The organism is Kribbella pratensis (genome assembly GCF_004365355.1).
Classification (GTDB): domain Bacteria; phylum Actinomycetota; class Actinomycetes; order Propionibacteriales; family Kribbellaceae; genus Kribbella.
On the sequence record NZ_SODP01000004.1, the window covers coordinates 11510 to 34328 of the forward strand.

Here is a 22819-nt window from a genome sequence, read left to right on the forward strand (position 1 = left end):
GTCAAGCCTCTGTCGCAGAGATTACACGAGCCGGAGCAGGTCCGGCAGAGTCTGGCCCGTGGTGCGATCCAGGTGCCTCGCGGACAGGCCGGCTGCCTGTGCGCCGAGCACATCCAGTTCGAGGTTGTCGCCGATCATCAGGACGTCCGACGGATCGGCTCCCAACGCCTCGCAGGTGCGCAGGTAGGCCTCCGGAGCTGGTTTGCTGAAACCGAGTGCCTCCGAGGTGCAGACCACGTCGACCAGGTCGGCGAGGCCGATCGCGGCCAGCTTGGCGTTCTGCTGCACCGTGTTCCCGTTGGTCAGCACGCCGATCCGCAAACCGTTGCCCCGAGCAACTTCTAGCGCGGGACGCGCGTCCGGGAAAGCGATCCAGTTGTTCCGGTACTGCGTCAGGTAGCCCTCGAACACCTTGTCCAACCCGGCCTCCGTCGCCGGGACCGGGCGGTCGAGCAGGGGGAGGAAGGCACGGAGCCGAGCGCGGCGCTGGCCCTGATGGGTGAGCTCCCCGGACAGCCAGCGCGGGTACTGCTCGTCCTCGATCACGAACCATTGCGCAACCAGCTCGTCCGTCGGCGTGAGCCCGAGAGCGGTCACCCAGCTGCGCAGCGACCGTTCGGCGGAGCCGGTGTGGTCGAACAGGGTGTTGTCAAGGTCGAAGATGACTGCCTTCACGCGCGGACCACCGAGTCGCGGTTGAGCTCGCGGTGATTCGCGTGCCCGGACAACGCCAGCGTCAGGTCGAGCTCGGCCAGGAAGCACCGCAGTACATGCTCGACGCCGGCCTGCCCAGCCAGGGCGAGGCCGTACAGCAATGGGCGACCCAGCAGGACGGCCTTGGCGCCCAGGGCAAGCGCCTTCGCCGCGTCCGAGCCGGTGCGTACGCCGGAGTCGAACAGGACTGTCAGTTGCTCGCCGACCGCGTCCGCAATCGCGGGCAGCGCATCCAGCGACGCGACCGCGCCGTCGACCTGGCGGCCGCCGTGGTTCGAGACGACGATGCCGTCGACGCCGTGCTCGGCTGCGAGTTTGGCGTCCTCGACCGCGGTGATGCCCTTCAGGACGATCGGGCCGTCCCAGTTATCGCGCAGGAACGACAGGTCGTCCCAGGCCAGCCCCACGTTCGGGAAGATCTGTGCCCAGAGCATCACCGCCGCGCCGGGATCCTCCTCGATCGGCTTGGCCAGCTTGGACTGGAAGACCGGGTCGCTGAAGTAGTTCGCGAGCCCCTCCCCCTTCAGGAACGGGAGGAACCCGCGATCCAGATCGGCCGGCCGCCACCCGATCGTCCCGGTGTCCAGCGTGACGACGAGTACGCCGTACCCGGCGGCCTTGGCGCGCTGCAGGAAGCTGAGGCAGACGTCGCGGTCGGTCGGGTAGTACAGCTGGAACCACTTGTTGCTCGCCTCGATCTGCTCGATCGCGTGGCTCGCCTGGGTCGAGTGTGTGTAGGTCAGACCGAGGGTGTCGGCGGCTCGTGCCGTGGCCAGTTCGCCGTCGGGGTGTGCGAGGGTCTGGACCCCGATCGGTGCGATCAGGACCGGCGCGGGCATCGCCGTACCGAGGATGGTGCAGGACAGGTCACGTTCGGTGCTGCCGCGGAGCATCCGGGGCGCCAGCCGCCAGCGGTCGAACGCCGCTTGGTTGGCCCGCGCGGTCGCTCCGCCGCCCGCGCTCGGCACGATGTACCCCATCGCCTCCAGCGGGAGCTTCCCGGCCGCCTGCGACTCCAGCCGGGCCAGGTCGGTCGTGATCTCCGGCTTCGTCCCCTGCAACATCCCCTGCAGGTAGATCTGCAACTGGTAGTCCCCGAAGTTGGCCATGCCGGATGTTTTCACGCCCGCCGCGGGACCTCAACAACAGCAGCCCGGCCAGCGCCACCAGGGCGCACAACCAGGCGAACCAGTCACCCCAGGCGGTGTAGAGCGTGTGATCGCGACCCGGTCGGAGTTCGCCGATCAGGACGGCCGGTGCGTTGGCGGGGGCGGTGGTTTCGGCGACGATACGGCCGTTCGCGTCGGTCAGGGTGAGGCGGCCCTGGCTGCCGTCGCGGGCGATCGGGATGCCGTTCTCGATACCGCGCAGCAGCGCCATCCGGCTGTGCAGCCAGCCGTCGTTGATGAAGTCGAGCGCGGGGACGAGCAGGAGCGAGGTGTCGAGCTCGCCGTACTGCCGAGCCAGCGCCGGGAAGTCCAGGTCCTTGCAGATCATCAGTCCCCAGGTGTCGTACGTCGCGAGTCGGTCGCCCGGCGTATACGGCTCGATGCCCGGGATCAGGTGGTGCTTGTCGTACGACGTGGGCGCGGCGCCGTCGGGGTGGAACATCAGAGCGCGGTTGTGGTCCCCTTCGCCGAGCACCATGAGCCCGACGACAAGCTCGATCTTGTTGCTCGTGGCAAGCGTTTGGAATTGCTGGGAGAGCTGCGGCAGGTCCGTTGTCCGGACGTCGACGATCTTCTCCGGCAGCAGGACGATCTTCGCGCCGGGCCGGGCGGCGTCGGTGATCATCGGGCGGTAGCGGTCGATGATCTGCGGTCCGGCAGCGTTCGGCCATCCCGCGTTGTCTGCTCCTTGTGCGGAGAGTACGGCGATCTTCACGGGCTCGCTCTGTGGTGTGCCCTGTAGACGGACCACGCCGTACGCACAGGTGCCGGCGGCAACAATCGCGAGCAAACCGACCAGGGCGAGCCTGCGCGAGGCAATCACCGCAGCTGGGAACAACAGCAGAAAGCTGAGCCCCCACGGTCCGGTCAACGACACGATCTGGTTGATGGGGACAACTTCAACCTGGGTATACGCCAGACTCGTAAACGCACCGTGCGGCGAGAACGAAGCAATCAAGTAATCAAGCCCAGCCCACAACGCCGGCGCCGCAAACGCCGCCACCACCGGATGCCCCCGCACCACAAGTCCCCTGAAAACCAACACAGTCCCAGCAAACACACCCGCCAACGCCACCAGAAACCCCAAGGCCACCACCGGCAACCCGAGATCACTCAACAGATAACCCACAAGATTCGAAAGCCCCAGAACCCACCCCACAAAAGCAGCCACCCCCGCAACACCAGCCCGAACCCGAACCGCCACCAGAAACACCGGAATCGGCGCAAGCCAGGTAAGCGCCGGGACGGCATGCAGTCCAGACCCCAGGTACAACAACGCCCCAGTAGCAACAGCCGCCAGCGCACCAACCACCCCACCCCGCACTCCACCCCGCACTCCACCCAACCCACCCCGCACACCCGCCATCCCGGCGCTGCCCACGCCCCGCCCTCCCGTCGATCCGGCGCTGCCCGCGCCCTGCGCTCCCGCCGATTCGGCGCTGTCTATGCCTGCTAGCCGGCTCGAGCCGGCCGGGGGCCGGCGAGGGCCGGCGGGGTGTTCAGGTTCGTAGTTCATTGATCATCCTTTCGCCCAGGCGTAGGCAGAGGGCTCGGAAGGCTTGTTCCGGCATGCCGATGCGGTCGCCGTGGTGGAGTTGGATCAGGCCGTGGAGTAGGGCGGCGAACATCAGGCTGGTTTCCCAGATGTCTGTGTCGGCGCGGAAGAGCTCCTGGTCGACGCCAGCGATGATCGCGTCGGCGACGAGGTTGAGCGTGGGCGACTTGCGGGCGCGGAAGTCCGCGGGGAACTTGCGCGCCTGGTCGCGGCGCTCGGTGAACATGTAGTCGTAGAGCCGGGGATGCTCGAGCGCGAAGTCGACGTGGTCGATCAGCATCTCCCGCAGCAAGTCGTCCGCCTGCGAAGGACGCTCCGCCGACTCCCAGCGGCGTACCAGCTCGACGAACGCCGCGTCCGCGATCGCGTTCAGCAGCGTCTCCCGATCCGGGAAGTACTGGTAGATCGCCATCGGCGTGATCCCGACCGCGGCCGCCACCTTCCGCATCGAGACGCCGGCCGCGCCGTGCTTGGTCAGCAGGTAGGTCGCCGCGGCGGTGATGCGGTCCTTCGTCGTCACGTCGCTCATGACGACCATTAAATACACATTCCCTATACGCCGTATAGGCAGAATTACCCTGACTGAACCCTGAGCCATGACATCCGTCAGGCCAAGGGCCGGACGTCCGTCAGCACAGGATTCGGACGGATCGCATCCACCCGATCGCCTCGCGACCACGACAGTTGTGGACATGACGAACACGAACGTGGTGACCGCGCCCCAGCACAGCGGCGTGAGGCGAAGCCTGCCCGCCCTCGGCCTGTTCTTCTTGTCGCCCCTGGTCGCGGAGTTCCTGCTCGGGAACATCCCGATCAGCGCGTTCTACGCGATCCTGACCCTGGCTCCGCTGTACGGCGGCGGCGCGGTCCTGATCCGCGAGCTGGTCCGTCGGCAGGGCTGGGGCTACCCCAGCGTGATCGTCCTCGCCCTCGCGTACGGCGTGATCGAGGAAGGCATCACCACCCAGTCGCTGTTCAACCCGAACTACGCCGACCTGCGCCTGCTCGACCCCGGCCACATCTCCGCACTGGGCATGGGCGCGCCGTGGACCGTGTTCGTCCTCGGCCTGCACACGGTGTGGAGCATCACCGTCCCGATCGTCCTGATGGAGTCGGTCTCCCGCCGTCCCCGCGAGCCGTGGCTCGGCAAGATCGGCCTGTGGGTGTACGGCATGCTCTTCCTCGCCGGCATCGCCGCGACAACCGCGTTCGGCTACACCAAGGACTCGTTCCGTGCGTCGACCGGCCAGAACATCGGAGTCGGCATCGCGATCGTCGTCCTGGTCGCCCTGGCCGTGTGGATCGGCCGCCGGACACATGGCCGTACGGCGGGAAGCGTTCCGACGGCGGGAAGCGTTCCGTCCGCGTGGATCATCGGGGTGGTCACCCTGGTGCTCGGCTCCGGTTGGATGGTCGTCAACGACCAGATCAAGAACGGCTGGCTCGAGGCGATCCTGCTGCTGGCGATCGAGGTACTCACGGTCTTCGTCATCGTCACCGGGTCCCGACGGACCGGCTGGACCCGGCTGCACACGCTGGCCGCCGCGGGCGGCGCGCTGCTCACCTACGCGTGGCACGCGTTCCCGGAGACGCCGGTCTTCGACGCCCCGCGCAGCACCGACCTGATCGGGAACGCGGTCTTCGCCCTGTTGGCGGTGGCCCTGCTGATCTCTGCGACAATCACGTGTGACAAGTTCGGTGACTCCTGACACACGCCGTAGCACGCGGCACGTCAGCCTGGCGTTGTTCGCGCTGGCGACCGGTGGTTTCGCGATCGGGACCACCGAGTTCGTCACGATGGGGCTGCTGCCACAGATCGCGGACGGCGTACACATCTCGATCCCGACGGCCGGCCATGTCATCTCGGCGTACGCGCTGGGGGTCGTGGTCGGCGCTCCGCTGATCGCGGCGTTCGGCGCGCGGACCGGGCGGAAGCGGTTGCTGCTCGGGCTGGTCGCGGTGTTCGTGCTCGGCAACGTGCTGTCGGCCGTTGCCTCGAGCTACGAGTTCCTGATGGCGGCCCGGTTCCTGTCCGGCGTACCGCACGGAGCGTTCTTCGGGATCGGCGCGGTCGTCGGCGCATCGATGGTGGCGCCTGAGCGGCGTGCACGGGCGGTGTCGATGACGATGGTCGGGTTGCCGGTCGCGAACATCATCGGCGTACCGCTGACGACGTTGCTCGGTCAGCGGCTCGGATGGCAGGTGCCGTTCCTCGCGGTCGGCGTACTAGGGACGCTGACACTAGTTGCAGTGTGGCTATGGGTGCCGGCGCAACCGGTCGGCAGCGACGTGAACGTCCGGAGCGAGCTCAGCGCGCTGGCCCGACCGCAGGTGTGGATGGCCCTGCTGGTCGGCATGGTCGGCTTCGGCGGCATGTTCGCGACGTACTCGTACATCACCCCGACGATGACGGAACTGGCCGGCTTCTCGGAGTCCGCGGTGACGATCGTGCTGGCCGTGTACGGCGTGGGCATGACGGTCGGGACTGTCGTCGGCGGGCGGCTCGCGGACCGGTCACTGATGGGCAGTGTGTACGGCGGACTGGCCGCGGTGGCCGTCGTACTCGGAACGTTCGGCTGGCTAGCGCAGACGCGACCCGGCGCGCTGATCGCGGTGTTCGCGATGGGGTGCTCGGCGAGCATCCTCGTACCGGCACTGCAGACCCGCCTGATGGACGTCGCGCACGAGGGCCAGTCATTGGCCGCGTCGCTCAACCACTCCACGTTGAACATCGCCAAACGCACTCGGCGCCTGGCTCGGCGGCGTCGTCCTCGCGGCCGGCTACGGCTACGAATGGCCGAGCCGGCTGGGTGCCGCACTCGCTGTCGCGGGCCTGCTGCTCGCCTTGATTTCCGGTCTGATGGAACGTCGAGGGACAAATCAGGTGCTTGCCTGACCTGCTGATCACCGCCCACTTGGTTGAATCGGGGTATGGCGACGATGACCCTGAGCGCGGCCGATCAGGTACGGCGGCGTGGGCTGCGGCGGATGCGGTCCGTGGCGTTGGCGCTGCTGCTGCTCGCGGCGGTGATCTATGTGGCGACGCTTCACCTCAGCGGCGGCTGGGCGTACCTGAACGCGGCATCCGAGGCGGCGATGGTGGGTGCGCTGGCGGACTGGTTCGCGGTCACTGCGCTGTTCCGGCACCCGCTCGGCCTACCGATTCCGCACACCGCGATCGTGCCGACCCGGAAGAACAGCCTGGCCGAGAGCCTCGAGCAGTTCGTCACCGAGAACTTCCTGTCCGAGGAAGTCGTCGCGGAGAAGATGCGTACGGCGCAGGTGAGCCGCCGCGTCGGTGAATGGCTCGCGGACGGCACACACGCCGAGCGGATCGTGGCGGAAGGTGCGCGGACGATCGGGGCGGCGCTGCCGCAGATCGGCGACGAGGATGTGTCGGCGTTCGTGCGAGGGACGTTGCTGCCGCGGTTCGTGAAGGAACCGTTGAGCCCGATCGCGGGCCATTTCGTCCAGTCCGTGGTCGAGGACGGCGCGCATCACGCACTGTTCGACCTGCTGATGGTCGAGGCGTACGACTGGCTGGCGAGCAACCGGGAGCTGGTCGCGGACGTGGTCGGGCCGCGGGCGCCGCGCTGGTCGCCGCAGTGGGTGGACCGGCTGGTGATCGACCGGATCCACCGCGAGGCGCTGGCGTGGCTGGCCGACGTACGCGACAACCAGGCGCATCCGGCGCGACGGGCTGTCGACCGGCTGCTCGCGCAGTTGGCCGACGATCTGCAGCACGACCCCGACACGATGGAACGGTTCGAGACGTGGAAGACGCGGATGCTGACGCATCCCGACATGGCCTCGAGCCTGACTGCGGTCTGGGACGCGATGCGTACGGCGCTCATCGACTCGATCAACGACCCGGACAGCACGCTGCGGACGCGCGCGATCAAGGCAATCCGTGATCTGGGCAGCCGGCTCCAGGACGACGAAACGCTCCGCACCCGCGTCGACGCCCGCGCCGTCGAGGCCGTCGGGTACGTCGTACGCACGTACGGCGCCGAGATCGTGTCCGTCATCTCCGACACGATCGAACGCTGGGACGGCCGCGAGGCGTCCGCGCGGATCGAGCTCCACGTCGGGCGCGACCTCCAGTTCATCCGCATCAACGGCACCGTGGTCGGCGCGCTCGTCGGCCTCCTCATCCACACCCTGAGCCAGCTGCTGTGAAGCCGACGTACATCCGCAAACGCAAACGGCCTTCTGGGTCAGGGCTCTGGTCGGCGTACCCGCTGGCCACGGACGAGTTCGGCACGTGGTTCTACACCCCGGCACACTCGCACTACCGCGCCGACAACGGCGAGATCTGCGAGGTGGCCCAACTCGGTCCCGGTGGTCCGGGCGAGCATTGCGTCCAGCTCTCACCGCACGACGGCTGGTGGTTCGCCTACTTCCGACAGAGCGGACTACTGCACGTCGACGTGAGCACCCAACCGACCCTCATCGGATCGGAGTGGACCTTCGACGACCTCGAGCTGGATCCCTTCCGCAAGCCCGACGGCACCATCGGCACCGAGGACTGGGACGAACTGGCCGCCGCCCACGCAACCGGCCTGATCACCGACGCCGAACGCAAGGCAACCGAAAACGCTGCCCACACGCTGGAGCATCATTTCGAGGCAGCCGTAGAGCCCTTCGGCCGAGTCGGCTGGGATCGCTTGGCAGCGGCGATAGAACTAAAGCTACCGCCGCTCACCGACTTCGGAGATCGCCCCCTGGACTAGATGCCGCAGTTGGGCGCACTCCACGAGTTCGTCGTACGGATGTCTACGTGGGTGTGGTCGTTGTGGTCGGGGTAGCCGGGGCCGAAGATGCCGCCGAAGCCGTGGTTGCGGGCTTCCTTCGCCATCGTGCAGAAGGAGTGGACGCCGGTGAGATCGGCGGAGCGGCCGTACAGGTGCTGGCTGTTGCTCGCTCCGCCGACCGAGTTGTTGCACGGGATGCTGCGGAAGCCGCTCGAGATGTTGAGCGGCTGGTCGCCTAGCGCGTGCCGAAGCGCTTCCAGTTGCCACATCGTCTGCAGCGCGTTGGCCTTGGTCGCCGCCTCCGACAGCGGACCGCCGTCGTACCCGGATCCGCCACAGCCGTCGTCCAACTCGGCGTACGTGAAGTGGATCGGCGTGCAGTCATCGTCCTGCAGCGCATAGATCTTGCTGAACGTCGCCGGCCCGGCAACCCCATCGGCACCCAGCCCGTACGCCGACTGGAAGCGCTGCACCGCGGCCTTCGTGGCCGGCCCGAAATCGCCGTCGGTTGCGAGATGACCGCCGTACCCGGGATAGCCGGCGACGCGGATCTGCAACTGCCGCACATCCTCGCCGTTCATCCCCTGGCTGAGCGTGCGACCCCAGGTATAGCAACCGTCGGCGTGCGCGACCGTCGTGGCGACGACCTGCGACGCGGTGAGGGTTGCCGCAAACAGCATCAGTACGGCGAGCAGTCGCGGGAACGTGATGGACATCGGACACCTCCGGGGCGGTGAAGGAACCTGTCGCACCCCAGCATTCCGGCACAATCCACCGATTGGCCAGTGCTCAGCGAAACTTTCCGACCATTCGCCGGGGCAACCATTCGGGTGGGCCGACTGGTCCATCGACATGTGAGCATTGACGATGGCGTAGTCACAACGGGGGTGACGCGGGTGCGGGCCGACGACGGTGCCGGGGGCTTCGACGTCTTCGTGGCGGGGCGCTCGCAGAGCTTGTTGCGGACCGCCTACCTGTTGACTCGGGACCACGCGCTGGCCGAGGACCTCGTCCAGACCGCGCTGGCCAAGGCCTGGTTCCACTGGTCGCGGATCCGCGAGGACAACCCCGAGCCGTACGTCCGGCGGATCCTCGTCACGACGTACTCCTCCTGGTGGCGCCGCCGCTGGAACGGCGAGATCCCGACCGAGGAGCTGCCCGAATCCCCCACACCGCATGACGAGGACGGGCTCGACCTCTGGGACGCGATCGGCCGTCTCCCACGCCGCCAACGCGCCGTCGTGGTCCTGCGCTTCTACGAGGACCTCACCGAAGCCGAGACCGCCCGCCTGATGGGCAGCACGGTCGGCACCGTGAAGTCCCAGACCTCCAAAGCCCTCGCCAAACTCCGCGTCGACCCCGCGCTGACCGCCGGTACGACGGCAGACCGGGAGACCCCGCGATGAACCTCCAAGACCTGCGCGACGAGCTCGCGACCCGCGCCACCATCGCCGACGAGCACCCGGCCGACCTGCTCCCGGGCGTCAAGAACAAGATCCGTGCCACCCGTCGCCGCCGTACGTTCACCGCGCTCGGCGTCGCCGCCGTCGTCGCAGCGATCGGCGCCGGCCTCGTCCCCAGCCTGCGGTCCACGCCGCCCGACCCGGCTGACGACACCCCGCACGACTACTCCAGGAATGGCATGACGGTCCCCGGCACGGTCGGCGACGACAAGTTGCTCAAGGCATGGATCGGCGACCGCGGCCAGGACGAATTGTCGTTCACCTGGACCCCGCAGACGACGTCGGTCACGCTCCGCGCCGACTGCAGCGCCGTCGGCGGCATGTACGGGGTCCGCTTCAAGATCAACGGCTGGTACGTCGGCGATGCCGGCTGCGACGGCGGCCCGGGTACCTGGAACCTGGGCGCCAGCGCCGAGATCCGGCCGGACGACGCCCTCTGGTTGACCTCACCAGTCGGCAAACCGGCGCAGGTCACGGCCGAGGTGATCGACCTGCAGACCCGCCGGCCGGACGCGAAGAACGCCCAGCTGGCGGTGGGCATCTACTCCACCGGGACGAAGCCTTCCGAAGGTCCCCCGACCCGGACGGTCCCGGCCGACCCCGACGCCTATAGCAGGTACGGGGTGGTCTACCGGTCGAGGATCGGCGGCGACACCCTGGCCGCGGCGCAGGTCGCCGACCCGGGGCGGACCGAGGTGCGGTTCAGCTTCACCGCGACCGGCAACCGCCTGGTCCTGCACGACTTCTGTACGGCGAACGCGGGCTACGATTCCGCCGACCGGCCGTATTCGGTCTCGATCCGGGTCGGGCCGGGCGCGCCGTACAGCTCGACCTGCGAGGCGAGCTCGACCGATGCCGGGACCGGCAGCAGCATGACGATCGCTTCACCGGTGCCGGCCGGGCAGCGCGTCGACGTGGTCGCGCAGATCGTCCCGTCGCATCAAGGGGGTCCGGCAGCACCCCCGGATGCCCGGTTGGGGTTAGGCGTCTACTTCGAGGGCAACCAGCACCTGGTCGACGGGGTCTTCCTGCCCGAGCGGATCGAGAGCGGCGGGTACGACTATAAGCTCGCCGACGTCCGCACAGCCCCAGGGCCGAGCAAGACGATGTCGATGGTCACCCCCGCAGACACGCCGTACGTGATCGCCTACGGCAGTCCGCCGCTGGGCGTATCCGGTCAGATCGAGGGCATCCTGCGGGTCGGCAAGTCGGAGAGCGGGATCGGTGCCGCCGCGGGCTCGGGCGGGTCACTGGGAATCGCCCGTGATCCGCGCCCGGCCGGCCCGGCGGGCACCGCCAGCCTTACCGTCACCGGCGGCGTACCGACGAAGGGCAAGCTGATCCTCGCGATCTACCTGCCCGTCTAGACCCAGCTGTGGAGGTCGGCGGCGTCCTTGGAGAATTGTTCTGGGGAGTCGTCGGCGACGAACTCGAGGAGGGCGTTGATCTCGCGGGGTTCGGCGGCGAGGCGGTCGAGGACCGGGCGCCAGAGGGACTCGCGGGCCGCGAGGGGCAGCCGGTTGTTGGACGGCCACCAGGAGAAGACGTGGACCGTGCTCAGCCACGGCATCAGTGCCTCCAGTTGCTGGAGGCACTGGGCGTCGTCCAGATCGACCGGCGGCTGCCAGTACGTCTTGAGGTTCGGAGCGCCGACGTCGAGCAGCAGCGTGATCGTCGAGTCGACCTCGTCGGTGAGCGTGTTCCGGTGGAACTCCATCGCGATCTCGATGCCCGCACCGGCGGCCATGTCGGCCAGTTCGCCCAGTCCGCGGGTCACGGCCATCCGGTCGCCGACGCCCGCATCCGCCGTACCGACGTTGCCGGCCCAGACCCGGATCCGGGGTGCGCCGAGCGCCTCGGCGGTGGCGACCGCGGAGCGCATCTCCTCCCGGTCCACGTTGCCGGCCCGGAGATAGGAGCCGTACGCCGCGACCTGCAGGCCGTGGACCTCGGTCAGGTTCCGCACCCGCTTGGCGTTGACGAGGTTGCCGAGCGGGACATGCACGTCACCGCCCCACTCGATCGCCGCGAGCCCGGACTTCGCCGCTACCTCCACCACCTGGTCGACCGGCAACTGCCGGAACGTCACCGAGACCAGACCGGTCCTCACACCCACGCGCGCCTCCTGGTGTTCACCCCACCATCCAACCCCATCGCACCAGCCCGACCACGCCCCGCATCACCCGATGGACGGTCCACGCCGGTGCGGCTGACCTGATCTGGTCCCCGCCGCTCCCGCTTTGGCGACGGCAGCCGTGGCAGCGACCGGACCAGCAGCAGCACCAGCCGCGGCGGCAGCACCGGCGGCAGCACCGGCCGCGGCACCGACGCCGGCAGCCGGCACCTGGGACGGGCCGCCGGGCACCTTCTTCGCCGCCGCCTCCGCGGCAACAGTGACCTCGTGCGCGATGTAGTCCTCGGCACGCTGGGTCAGCAACGGATGGAAGCCGCTCGACCGGTCGTCGGACGCCACCAGGTCAGCAGCCAGCTTCCCGGCCGGCGTGTCCCGGAGGGCAGGATCAGGGCCGCCCTGTTCCCGGTGCCTAGAGTCCATGTGCGCGCCGAACCGATCCGCCTCGGGCCCATGACTGTCACCGTGCGTCATAGCCAGTACGTCGTGATGCGCGCGCACCGCCGTCTGCTCGATGGCCTGCTGAATCCGTTGCCGGGCCAGAACGCGATCCTCCGGACCCAGGCCCGCCGATCGGAGCGTGGTTCGCGTCACGTCGTCGACCAGCGCGTCGAGCAGTTCACGTCGGGACGGCATCGGTTACCTCCTGTGGTTGTGGCAGGTCGCCGGACAGACTAGCGGCCGGGCGTCTCACGTCATGAGCAAAGTAGTTGGATGCGGCTGTCGGACGGGCTTACGCTGACGCCGTGCCGGAACAGCGAAGAGGATTCACCTACGGGTTCACCGCCTACCTGATCTGGGGCCTCTTCCCGCTGTACTGGAAGCTTCTCGACCACTCCGGCGCGGTCGAGCTGCTCGCTCACCGCATCGTCTGGTCGCTGATCACGATCGCGATCCTGGTCGCCGTACTGCGGAAGTTCGGCCGGGTGAAGGCGCTACTCGCGGAACCACGCCGGCGCTGGCCGTTGATCGCCGCGGCGTTCCTGATCTCGGTGAACTGGGGCACCTACATCTGGGCCGTCGGCCACGGGCATGTCGTGGAGACCTCGCTCGGGTACTTCATCACCCCGCTGTTCACCGTCCTGCTCGGCGTCTTCGTCCTGAAGGAACGACTGCGGCCGATGCAGTGGACCGCGCTGGGGATCGCCTTCGTGGCCGTCCTCGGGCTTGCGATCGAGAACGGGAAGCCGCCGTGGGTGGCGATCATCCTGACCCTCTCGTTCGGGTGCTACGGCCTGGCGAAGAAGCAGGCCGACGCCGGCGCGATCGAGGGCATGGCCGTCGAGTCCGGCACAGTCGCACCCCTGGCGCTCGCGGCCATCGTCGTCCTCGGACTGCAAGGCCACGCGACGGTCACGCACCACGGCACGGCGTACCTCGTCCTCGTCCTGCTCACCGGCCCGATCACCGCCGTACCCCTGCTGCTCTTCGGCGCCGCGGCCACCCGCGTCTCGATGACGACCCTCGGGTTGCTGAACTACATCGCCCCGATCATGCAGTTCATCTGCGGCCTGCTGATCTTCCACGAACAGATGACACCGATGCGCTGGGCAGGCTTCGGCCTGGTCTGGGTAGCCCTGGCCCTGTTCACCTTCGACAGCATGCACACACGCCGCCGCACCCTCGCCCTCGAACGCGCCGCACTCACCGCCTCCGCCGTCTGACGGGCACCCCGAACCTGCTTGACGCCCTGTATTCAGGACATTTAGTATCCAGGTTATGAAGATGAACGAGGGGGTCGAATGGGCGATGCACAGCTGTGTGAATCTCAGCTGGGCGGCCGGTGAGGCGGTGACCGCCAAGCGGCTCGCGGCGTTCTACAACCTGCCCACGGCGTACCTGAACAAGCAGCTCCAGGCGCTCACCCGGGCCGGCATCCTCACCTCGGTCTCGGGTCCGAAGGGCGGCTTCCAGCTGGCCCGCGACCCGCGCAACATCAGCCTGCTCGACATCGTCGTCGCGATTGACGGACCAGACGACGCGTTCCGCTGCACGGAGATCCTCAAGGAGGGTCCAGGCGCCGATGCGCGAGCCGACTACACCAAGATCTGCGTGATCTCACAGGCCATGCGCGGCGCCGAGCTGACCTATCGCCGCGAGCTGGCGAGCAGGTCGATCGCGGACATCGCCGACGAGGTCGTCCGCCGCACCCCGGCCGCTCCCGACGACACCCGGAACCGGTTCGCGAACCTCAAATCCTGACGTCGTCCGCCGCACTTCCGCAGAAGCTAATTCTGGACGTCAAATGTCCTCAACCAAACGTGCCCTCAGCAACTAAAAGGAGAACCTGTCATGACTGTTCTGATCCGCGCCGAGGAAGCCGAAGTCCTGTCCGCGAGCGGTGTCACGCTGCTGGCCGACGTGCCCGACACCAGCGGCCACCTGACCAGCCACCGCTCGATCTTCCAGCCAGGCAAGGAAGGCGCTCCCCCGCACCTGCACCGCGAGGCCGCCGAGCTGTTCTTCGTACTGAAGGGCTCGCTCCGCGTTCTCACCGGCGACAACCTGGACGTCCTCGACCAGGGCGACTTCCTGCTCGTCCCGCCGAACACCCCGCACGCCTTCGAGGCCGCCGGCGACGAGCCGGCCGAGGTCCTCTTCGTCCTCACCCAGGCCAAGCCCCGCTTCGGCTACTACCGGCTGCTCGAAGGCGCCTACCGGGGAGAGACGAGTTGGACGGAGGTCGCGGAGACCAGCGACCTGTACGACAACCACTACGTGGAGAGCCCGGCCTGGCAGGCGCGTCAGTCCTGAGCTGATGGGCACAGGGAACCATGGCGCATGACTGGTTCCTGACGGCGGCCGAGCGTGGAAACCCGGGGACAGACATCGACTCCGACGGTGCCTGGTCCGAAGGGAACCTCGTCCGGCCGCTGGTCCACGGGGCGACGTACTTCCGACGCCTGTACGACGAGCTGTGCAAGCTGCAGCCCGGCGATCGCGTCTACTTCACCGACTGGCGCGGCGATCCCGACGAGAAGCTGTACGACGACGGTCCGACGATCGGCGAAGTACTGTGCGATCTCGCCAGCTCCGGAGTGGAGGTCCGTGCGCTGCTGTGGCGCTCGCACTCCGACCACCTCAGCTTCAACGCCCAGGAGAACCAGCACCTCGGCGCCGAGCTCAACGAGGCCGGCGGTGAGGTGCTGCTGGACCAACGGGTACGCCGGCTCGCGTCGCACCACCAGAAGCTCTTCGTGATCCGGCATCGCGACGATCCGGCCGCCGACATCGCATTCGTCGGCGGTATCGACTTGTGCCACGGCCGGCGCGATGACGAACGCCACCTGGGTGACCCGCAGACAGCGCCGATGGATCCGCGGTACGGCGACCGGGCACCCTGGCACGATCTGACCCTCGAGATCCGTGGGCCCGTGGTCGGGGATCTGCTGCGTACCTTCGTCGAGCGCTGGGACGATCCGCATCCGCTGGACCGGCGAACGCCGTACCGGATGGTGGTGCAGCGGCTGGCCCGGATGCCGCGCCACCCTGGCGACCTGCCCGAGGCGTTCCCGGATCCGCCGCCGGCCGGACCGCATGCCGTCCAGGTGCTGCGGACGTACGCACACAAGCACCCCGGGTTCCCGTTCGCTCCACACGGTGAATACAGCATCGCGCGCGCCTATCGGAAGGCGTTCAGCCGGGCACAGCGGCTGATCTACATCGAGGACCAGTACCTCTGGTCGGCGGCGGTGACCGAGAGCCTGCACGCAGCACTGGAACGCTCGCCGGACCTGCACATCATCGCGGTCGTCCCGCGGTACCCGGACCAGGACGGCCGCGTCAGCGGGCCACCCGCACGGCACGCCCAACTGGAGGCGCTCCGCCGGCTGGACTCCGACCGGGTCGCCGTCTACGACCTGGAGAACGAGAACGGCGTACCGATCTACGTCCACGCGAAGGTCTGCATCGTCGACGACGCCTGGATGACCTGCGGATCGGACAACTTCAACCGGCGGTCGTGGACCAACGACAGCGAACTGACGTGCGCGATCGACTCACCTGAACTCGCCGGCTCGCTGCGGCACCAGCTCTGGTCCGAGCACCTCGGCACCGCTTCGCCCGAGCTCGACCCACACTCCGGTTTCAAGCAGTGGCAGGCCACCGCCGCGGCCCTCGACGGATGGTACGCCGACGGTCGCCGTGGGCCACGGCCCGCCGGACGGATCCGCGCCCACCACCCGCAGCCCCTCGGCCGGTTCGAGTCGCTGTGGGCCGGCTGGCTCGCCGACCACCTCTACGATCCCGACGGCCGCCCGCGCGCGGCCCGCCGCCGGAACACCTTCTAGCGCCATGTGAGGTCTGACACTCGGCGTCACAATCTCGGTCGCTGCGGGGTCGTATGTATGACCGAGGAGGGCCGAATCGTGCCGGGTCCCGTGAACAATCTGCGCAATCTGCGCAACCTGCGAGCGAGAGTGTTCCCTGATCACTGGTCGCTGCTCTTCGCCCAGATCGCCTTCTACAGCTTCGTTGTGGTGACGCTGACCGGCCTTGTGCTGATGGTCCCGTACCAGCCGTCGGTCCAACACGTTGTGTACGACGGTCCCTACGCACCGCTCCACGGCGTACAGATGTCGCGGGCGCTGGACTCGACGATGGCGATCAGCTTCGAGATGCGTGGCGGCCTGCTGATCCGCCAGATGCACCATTGGGGCGCACTGATCATGGTGGCGGCGATCCTGCTGCACCTGTTGCGGCTGTTCTTCACCGCGGCGTTCCGCCGGCCGCGGCGGCTGAACTGGCTGGTCGTCTTCGGACTGCTGATCATCACGCTGGGCGCCTGCCTCACCGGTACGTCGCTCCCGGACGACATGGCGTCCGGCACGAGTCTCGCCGTACTGGACGGGGTGCTGCAGGCGACTCCGTTCGTGGGGACGCAACTGTCGGCGCTGCTGTTCGGAGGGGACTTCCCGGGCGATGTGATCGCACGGTTCTACCCGCTGCACATCATCGTGCTACCTGCACTTCTCGTTGTGCTCTTCGTCGTCAGCGGGATCCTCTCGCTGAAGAACAAGCCGGCGCAGTTCGCCGGCCCCGGGCGTACCGAGGACAACGTGGTCGGAAGTCCGGCGAAGGTCGCCGTGGTCAAGGGCGCGGGCCTGTTCTGCTTCGTGGTCGGAGTACTGACCCTGATGGCCTCGCTGGCCACCATCAACCCTGTCTGGCTGTTCGGTCCAGCCGATCCGGCGAACACCTCGGCCGGAGTCGGTCCGGCGTGGTACCTCGCCTTCCTCGACGGCGCGCTGCGGCTGGCGCCTGGGTGGGAGGCCGTCTGGTGGGGCAAGACCATCAGCTTCGCGATCCTGCTCCCGGTCGCGATCTGCACGCTGTTCCTCGCGCTCGTCGGCATCTACCCGTTCATCGAGGAGCGTGTGACCCGCGACCGGCGGGAGCACAACCTCCTCGAACGACCCCGCAGCAACCCGATCCGCACCGGTATCGGCGTGGCCGGAGTCGTCTTCTACGGCACCCTCTGGGCCGCGGCCGGCGCGGACACGATGGCCGTCCAGTTCCACCTCTCGGTGAATGCGCTGATCCACCTCTTCCAGGCACTACTGATCCTCGGCCCACCGATCGCCTTCAGCATCACCCGCCGCCTCTGCCTCGGCCTGCAGCTGCACGATGCCGAGGTCGCGGCGAACGGTATCGAGACCGGCCGGGTCCTCCGGCTTCCCAGCGGCGGGTACGTCGAAGAGCACGGTCCGGCCAAGCCTCAGCTCACGTCATCCGAGGGCAGCCGCGTGGATGCGACCGGTGGTCGTTGACAGCGGCCGGGCGCTGGCGGCGCTGCGCTTCGCGATGATCTCGGCAGCGATCGAGATCGCCGTCTCCTCGGGAGTGCGCGCGCCGAGATCGAGCCCGGTCGGCGACAACAACCGGGCCAACTCGTCCTCGGTCAGACCCGCGGCCCGCAACCGGGACAGGCGATCCTCGTGGGTACGCCGCGAGCCCATCGCGCCGACGTAGCCGGCGTCCGTGCGTAGAGCCAACTCCAGCAGCGGCACGTCGAACTTCGGATCATGCGTCAGCACGCAGATTGCCGTCCGGCTGTCGATGGCGTCGAGTTGACCGGCGAGGAACCGGTGCGGCCAATCGACCACGACCTCGTCCGCGTCGGGGAACCGCAGCCGCGTCGCGAACACGCCGCGGGCATCGCACACCGTCACGTGATAGCCGAGGAACTTGCCGACCCGGGCGACCGCGGCCGCGAAGTCGATCGCGCCGAACACGAACATCCGTGGCGGTGGCGCAAGAGCCTGCACGAACACCGCCACGTCCGTACGCCGGCATTGACCCTGAGCGCCGTACTCGCGGATCGCACTCGAGCCGGTGTCGAGCATGGCTACCGCATCCTCGGTCACGGCCGCGTCCAGGCCAGGATCGCCCAGGCTGCCGCTGACCGAGTCCGCCTCGACGACGATGCGCCGCCCCAGGCCTTCTCCCGGCGTGACGACGGTCGCGACCGCTACCGGTCGCCCCGAGCCGACCGCGTCGGCCACCGTCGCGAAGTCTGCGAACGTCACCGCGTCGACGGGCTCGACCAGAACCTCGACGACACCGCCACACGTCAGACCGATCGCGAAGACGTCGTCGTCGGACACGCCGTACCGGCGTACCTCGGGCCGGCCTGTCCGGATGACTTCCTGTGCCACCGCGTAGACGTCCGACTCGACACAGCCGCCGGAGACGCTGCCGACCGCCACGCCGCCGCTGGACACGGCCATCGCCGCGCCCGGCTGGCGAGGTGCCGATCGGAACGTGTCGATCACCGTCGCGAGTGCGAACCGCTCACCCTCGGCGTACCAGCGGCGCACCTGGGGCAGGACGTCACGCACCCATGTCCTCCGCGCCGGCCTTGACCGCCTCGCGAATCCGGGAGTACGTGCCGCAGCGGCAGATATTGCGCAGCTCGTCGAGATCGGCGTCGGTGATGTCGCGGCCCTCCTTCCGGGCCTGCTTGACCTTCGCGACCGCGGCCATGATCTGCCCGGGCTGGCAGTACCCGCACTGCGCCACGTCGTACTTCAGCCAGGCCTCCTGCATCGGGTGCAGATCCTTGCCGACGGTCGCCGGCAGCCCTTCGATCGTGGTGACTTCGTCGGTCGGCCCGATGTCCTTCACCTGGACCGAGCACGTGTTGAACGCCTTGCCGTTGATGTGCGAGGTGCACGACTTGCAGACCTCGAGCGCGCAGCCGTACTTCGGGCCGGTGACGCCGAGCAGGTCGCGCAGGACCCACAGCAGCCGGACGTTGTCCTCGGCGTCGACGCTGATCTGCTTGCCGTTGAGCTTGAACGTGTGCGTTGGCATGGATTCCTCAGAACGTGTGGTCGAGGCCGTCGGTCGGCGACTGCGGGGTGGACGGCTGCACCGGCAGCGGCTTGAAGCCGAGCGTGCCGTGGTTGATCGGGAAGTACGTCGGCATCGTGCCGGTCGCCCGCGCATAGGCACACGCGACGGCCGCGAAGGCCGGAGCCACCGCGAGCTCACCGGCACCGCTGGGACTGTCGCTCGTGTTCGGCATGATCACCACCTCGACGTCCAGCGGCGTGTTCCACTCGCGGGTGTAGAAGTAGTTGTCCCAGCTGCCCTCGAGCGGGATGCCGTCCTTGATGTGCAGGCTCGACGTCAGCGCCAGCGCGATCGCGTCCTGCAGCCCGCCGATCATCTGGGCCTCCAGACCCCGCGGGTTGATGCAGAACCCGGGATCGACGACGATCACCGCCTTGGTGACCCGCGGACCGGTCACGGCCTCGCCTTCGACCGGCCGGCCGACCGTCTCCGGCCGGCAGTCGATCTCGACCAGCGTCGCGACCGCGGCCCGGTACTCCGAGTGCACGCCGACGCCCTGCGCCGTACCCTTCGGCATCGCCTTGCCCCACTGGCCGACCTCGGCCGCCTTGTTCAGCACGGCGAGCAGCCGCTTGTCCTTGAGGAAGTTCCGCCGGAACCGGACCGGGTCCTGCCCCATCTTCGCGGCGAGCCGATCGACCACCAGTTCCTCGGCGCAGACCACGTTCGGCGAGTAGATGTTGCGCATGCTGCCGGTGTTGAACTTCAGCGGGACCTCGTTGAGCAGCTGGGTCGTGACGCCGAAGTTGTACGGCGACGACTGGGTCAGCTCGAAGATCGTCTCCGCGAACGACAGGTTGCCGCCCACCGGCAGATCCGCGGCGAAGGCCGTGATCATCTCGCCGAGGCCGTGCCCGAAGTCGGTCTGCACGCTGGTGTGCCGCTGCTCGTAGCTGAGCACGTTGCCGGCCAGGTAGTTCACCCGGACCCTGGACGTGCTCATCGGGTGCGTGCGGCCCTGGCGGAAGTTGTCCGTCCGCGACCAGGACAGCTTGACCGGCTTGCCCATCTTCTGCGAGATCTCCGCCGCCTCGGCCGCGACGTCGTGGAACAGGTGCCGGCCGAACGAGCCGCCGCCCTGGACCACGTGCACCTTCACCGCGTCGATCGGCAGACCGAGCTGTTTGGCGATGTCCTCCTGGGCCACGATCGGCACCTTGAGGCTGGACCAGATCTCGGCGCTGTCCGGCCGGACGTCCGCGATCGCGCAGTCCGGTTCGAGCGGGCTGTTGCTGGCGAACGCGAAGACGAACTCGGCGTCGATCGTCTGCGACAGCACCGGCGGCACGGCCATCGGCAACTGGGCCGCGCGCAGCTTCGCCAGCACGGTGGCGTCGGACTCGTCGTCCACCGTGCCCGGTCCCCAGGTCGCGTCGACCTTCTGGATGGCGTCGATGCACTGGCCGAACGTGTCGCCCCTGATCGCGACACCGTGGGTGATGCCAACGACATCGGAGATGCCCGGCATCGCCCGCAGCGCGGCGAGGTTGTTGATCGACTTCAGCGTCCCGTTGATCGTCGGCGGCCGGGCCACCATGGTCGGCTTCGCGCCGGGGACCTGCAGGTCCATCGCGAACTGCTTGCGACCGGTGACGATGTCGTGGCCGTCGACGCGGTTGCGCGGCCGGCCGAGAACGCTGAACTCCGACGGAGACTTCAGCTCCGCGGACACCGTGATCGTCGTGGCGCTCGCGGCCGCCTCGGCCAACGATCCGTACGTCGCCGTACGGCCGCCCGGACCGCTGAGCACGCCGGCCTTCGTCGTCACCTTGCCGGCAGCGACGCCCCAGTGCGCCGCGGCCGTGTCCACCAGGCGCTGCCGAGCGATCGCGGCGGCGGTCCGGACCGGGAGGTACATGCTGCGCATCGAGTTCGACCCGCCGGTCAGCTGGTTCATCAGCAGCTCCGGCCGCGCGTCCGCCAGGCCGATCTCGACCTTGTCCATCGGCAGGTCCAGCTCTTCGGCGACCATCATCGCGAACGCGGTGGTGATGCCCTGCCCGACCTCGGCCCGCGGCACCGCGAAGAACGCCGTGCCGTCGGTCTTCAGCTCGACCGTGATCAGGCCGGAGGTCGGCGCGGCCGCGAGGTTCTGCAGGTCACCGAGGTCGAAGATGTCGACCGGCTGCGGCAGCGACGGTACGGCGGCATCGGCCGGGCGCGGGTCGGATTCGTTGGCGATCCAGCTCACGCCGACCGCGAGCGTGGGCGCGGCGATCAGGTACCCGAGGACGCGACGGCGGCCCAGCAGTCCGCGTCCGCCGGTCGGCTGATCGGTTGGTCGGTCCAACGAACGACGATGTTCGGCCATGGGGGGTCCTCTGCGCTCGAGCAATGCTGGGAACGCAGTCTGGCACCGCCGATCACCCGGCGGCATGGCCGCGATGCCCATGTTTTACACGGTTTCACTGTGCACAACGCACAGGCCGCGGTTCGGTCACGGGGAGGGCGGAAACAGTCTGAAGGCACGCAGGGCGAGTCCGAGCTCCAACTGGAAGCCGTCGTCGGTGAGGTTACGCCCGGTGATCTGGTGGATCCGGTGCAGCCGGTTGATCACCGTGTTCCGGTGACAGTGCGCGAGCTCGGCGGTACGGCGGACCGAGCCGGCCGCCGCTACCCAATTGTCCAAGGTGCGGAGCAGCAGTTCACGTTCGGCCGCGGGCACCGTCATCAGCGGCACCAGCCAGGTCTGCACGAGTTGCTCGGCCAACTCCGGTGCGCTGAGCAACAACGCCTCAGGGAGCCGCTCGACCAGCGCCGCGACCTCGATCTGGCCGGCGGGCAGGGTCCGGCGGGCCATCATCGCCTGCCGATAGGCGACGTCGACCTCGGCCAGGCCGGAGACGATGCCGGACAAGCCGGCGGGCGCGTCCACGACCTCGCGCAGAATGCCGAGCACCTTGCCGGACGATTCTGTGCCCAGGGCAAGCAGGCCGACGACGGTCTGCGGCCGCACCTGCCAGGCGGAACAGACGCGGATACCGGCGAGGCGGCGCCCGAACGAGGTCGTCGTACAGTCGTCGTCGATCAGGTTGTCGATCGCGACCACCAGGTAGGGACCGTCGACCGGAAGGTCGAGGACCGCCGCTGCCTCCTGGACGAACGCCCGATTCGCCCGGCCCTCCAGCAGACCCTCCCAGAGCGTCGATCTGCGTTGCTCGTCGGCGCGGACGAGGTACCGCTCGGCGGCGTGGTACGCGGCCGCGACCTGCGACGACGTACGGTCGACGACCTCCCACACCTTGCCGGCGACGTCCAGCAGGACCTCGGACTCGGCCATTCCCTGGGCGCGCGCCTCGTCGATCAGCGCCTCCCAGACCAGCCGGCCACCGAGGCGGAAGGACTTGAGGACGTCGTCCAACGGCATCCGCTGCTCGGCCCGTCGTCGCCCGGTCGCGAGCGCGGCGTCGAAGTAGTGAACGCCCGGGTTGTCGCCCGCGGCAATCATCTGCACGACCCGGGCAACGTTGTCATGACACGAACGCCACAGATCCTGCCGCGGTACCGACCCCATCTCGAGGTACGCCGGATTCTGCTCGTGAATGGTCTCGACCAGCGCATCGGTCAACGCCGGCAGATGAAGCAGCACGCTCTCGGCGAGCGCCTCCACAGTCAGCGTCGCCACCGGCAGCACGACGTCCTGACCCGTAGTCCTACTCATAGTCGGCACAGCATTG

The 22819-nt window shown here is 68.4% G+C and carries 22 protein-coding genes; 11 read left to right on the top strand and 11 right to left on the bottom strand.

Annotation, left to right across the window (positions count from 1 at the left end; genetic code table 11):
• Positions 1–21: 21 nt before the first annotated feature.
• Genes EV653_RS34435 through EV653_RS34450 form a run of 4 tightly spaced genes read right to left on the bottom strand, consistent with a single transcriptional unit; the run spans position 22 to position 3967 of the window.
• Entirely contained in the window at positions 22–675 is a 654-nt protein-coding gene (locus tag EV653_RS34435; RefSeq protein ID WP_134109506.1) for an HAD family hydrolase, read from the bottom strand.
• On the bottom strand, positions 672–1694 hold the full coding sequence (locus tag EV653_RS34440; RefSeq protein WP_238160651.1) for an alpha-hydroxy-acid oxidizing protein: 1023 nt from the start codon (positions 1692–1694) through the stop codon (positions 672–674). The genes EV653_RS34435 and EV653_RS34440 overlap by 4 nt, the downstream gene beginning before the upstream one ends.
• Positions 1582–3399, bottom strand: coding sequence for a nitrilase-related carbon-nitrogen hydrolase (locus tag EV653_RS42380; RefSeq protein WP_134109510.1), 1818 nt, complete (start codon positions 3397–3399; stop codon positions 1582–1584). The genes EV653_RS34440 and EV653_RS42380 overlap by 113 nt, the downstream gene beginning before the upstream one ends.
• The gene (locus EV653_RS34450; RefSeq protein WP_166679668.1) at positions 3383–3967 is read right to left on the bottom strand and encodes a TetR/AcrR family transcriptional regulator; all 585 of its coding nucleotides are present in this window, start codon (positions 3965–3967) and stop codon (positions 3383–3385) included. The genes EV653_RS42380 and EV653_RS34450 overlap by 17 nt, the downstream gene beginning before the upstream one ends.
• Positions 3968–4130: 163 nt before the next feature.
• Here EV653_RS34450 and EV653_RS34455 point away from each other — a divergent pair, with 163 nt between their 5' ends.
• Genes EV653_RS34455 through EV653_RS34470 form a run of 4 tightly spaced genes read left to right on the top strand, consistent with a single transcriptional unit; the run spans position 4131 to position 8171 of the window.
• Complete coding sequence (locus EV653_RS34455; protein ID WP_166679669.1) at positions 4131–5147, top strand: hypothetical protein; 1017 nt, start codon at positions 4131–4133, stop codon at positions 5145–5147.
• A complete protein-coding gene (locus EV653_RS34460; protein ID WP_238160653.1) occupies positions 5137–6342 on the top strand; it encodes an MFS transporter in 1206 nt (401 codons plus the stop codon). The genes EV653_RS34455 and EV653_RS34460 overlap by 11 nt, the downstream gene beginning before the upstream one ends.
• Before the next feature lie 27 nt (positions 6343–6369).
• A complete protein-coding gene (locus tag EV653_RS34465; RefSeq protein WP_134109516.1) occupies positions 6370–7617 on the top strand; it encodes a DUF445 domain-containing protein in 1248 nt (415 codons plus the stop codon).
• On the top strand, positions 7614–8171 hold the full coding sequence (locus EV653_RS34470) for a DUF402 domain-containing protein (protein WP_134109518.1): 558 nt from the start codon (positions 7614–7616) through the stop codon (positions 8169–8171). The genes EV653_RS34465 and EV653_RS34470 overlap by 4 nt, the downstream gene beginning before the upstream one ends.
• Here EV653_RS34470 and EV653_RS34475 read toward each other — a convergent pair.
• On the bottom strand, positions 8168–8908 hold the full coding sequence (locus EV653_RS34475; protein ID WP_134109520.1) for a D-Ala-D-Ala carboxypeptidase family metallohydrolase: 741 nt from the start codon (positions 8906–8908) through the stop codon (positions 8168–8170). The genes EV653_RS34470 and EV653_RS34475 overlap by 4 nt on opposite strands.
• 138 nt (positions 8909–9046) lie before the next feature.
• Between EV653_RS34475 and EV653_RS34480 the strand changes: the two genes are divergently transcribed.
• Together EV653_RS34480 and EV653_RS34485 are read left to right on the top strand one after the other, a co-directional pair.
• On the top strand, positions 9047–9598 hold the full coding sequence (locus EV653_RS34480; protein ID WP_238160654.1) for a SigE family RNA polymerase sigma factor: 552 nt from the start codon (positions 9047–9049) through the stop codon (positions 9596–9598).
• Positions 9595–11022 (top strand): hypothetical protein, encoded by a 1428-nt coding sequence (locus EV653_RS34485; protein ID WP_134109522.1) that lies wholly within the window; start codon positions 9595–9597, stop codon positions 11020–11022. The genes EV653_RS34480 and EV653_RS34485 overlap by 4 nt, the downstream gene beginning before the upstream one ends.
• On the opposite strand, the gene EV653_RS34490 is transcribed toward EV653_RS34485, so the two are convergent.
• A complete protein-coding gene (locus EV653_RS34490; protein ID WP_134109524.1) occupies positions 11019–11771 on the bottom strand; it encodes a sugar phosphate isomerase/epimerase family protein in 753 nt (250 codons plus the stop codon). The genes EV653_RS34485 and EV653_RS34490 overlap by 4 nt on opposite strands.
• Before the next feature lie 63 nt (positions 11772–11834).
• Positions 11835–12422, bottom strand: coding sequence for a hypothetical protein (locus EV653_RS41825; protein WP_202871975.1), 588 nt, complete (start codon positions 12420–12422; stop codon positions 11835–11837).
• Positions 12423–12532: 110 nt separating this feature from the next.
• Between EV653_RS41825 and rarD the strand changes: the two genes are divergently transcribed.
• The 5 genes from rarD to qcrB all read left to right on the top strand — a co-directional run bounded on the left by rarD (position 12533) and on the right by qcrB (position 17554).
• The gene (gene rarD / locus EV653_RS34500) at positions 12533–13450 is read left to right on the top strand and encodes an EamA family transporter RarD (RefSeq protein ID WP_134109526.1); all 918 of its coding nucleotides are present in this window, start codon (positions 12533–12535) and stop codon (positions 13448–13450) included.
• A gap of 55 nt (positions 13451–13505) precedes the next feature.
• On the top strand, positions 13506–13988 hold the full coding sequence (locus EV653_RS34505) for an RrF2 family transcriptional regulator (RefSeq protein ID WP_134109528.1): 483 nt from the start codon (positions 13506–13508) through the stop codon (positions 13986–13988).
• A 90-nt stretch (positions 13989–14078) separates the two neighbouring features.
• Positions 14079–14540 (top strand): cupin domain-containing protein, encoded by a 462-nt coding sequence (locus EV653_RS34510; protein ID WP_134109530.1) that lies wholly within the window; start codon positions 14079–14081, stop codon positions 14538–14540.
• 20 nt (positions 14541–14560) lie between these two features.
• Positions 14561–16075 carry a phospholipase D-like domain-containing protein gene (locus tag EV653_RS34515; protein WP_134109532.1) on the top strand — a complete coding sequence of 505 codons (1515 nt, stop codon included), beginning with the start codon at positions 14561–14563 and terminating at the stop codon, positions 16073–16075.
• 78 nt (positions 16076–16153) lie between these two features.
• On the top strand, positions 16154–17554 hold the full coding sequence (gene qcrB, locus EV653_RS34520) for a cytochrome bc1 complex cytochrome b subunit (protein ID WP_238160655.1): 1401 nt from the start codon (positions 16154–16156) through the stop codon (positions 17552–17554).
• Here qcrB and EV653_RS34525 read toward each other — a convergent pair.
• The 4 genes from EV653_RS34525 to EV653_RS34540 all read right to left on the bottom strand — a co-directional run bounded on the left by EV653_RS34525 (position 17513) and on the right by EV653_RS34540 (position 22803).
• Positions 17513–18625, bottom strand: coding sequence for an XdhC family protein (locus tag EV653_RS34525; RefSeq protein WP_134109536.1), 1113 nt, complete (start codon positions 18623–18625; stop codon positions 17513–17515). The genes qcrB and EV653_RS34525 overlap by 42 nt on opposite strands.
• On the bottom strand, positions 18618–19100 hold the full coding sequence (locus EV653_RS34530; RefSeq protein ID WP_134109538.1) for a (2Fe-2S)-binding protein: 483 nt from the start codon (positions 19098–19100) through the stop codon (positions 18618–18620). The genes EV653_RS34525 and EV653_RS34530 overlap by 8 nt, the downstream gene beginning before the upstream one ends.
• A 7-nt stretch (positions 19101–19107) precedes the next feature.
• Complete coding sequence (locus tag EV653_RS34535; protein ID WP_238160656.1) at positions 19108–21432, bottom strand: molybdopterin cofactor-binding domain-containing protein; 2325 nt, start codon at positions 21430–21432, stop codon at positions 19108–19110.
• Positions 21433–21579: 147 nt separating this feature from the next.
• Positions 21580–22803: a PucR family transcriptional regulator gene (locus EV653_RS34540; protein WP_134109541.1), complete on the bottom strand. Its 1224-nt coding sequence runs from the start codon at positions 22801–22803 to the stop codon at positions 21580–21582.
• Positions 22804–22819 lie beyond the last annotated feature (16 nt).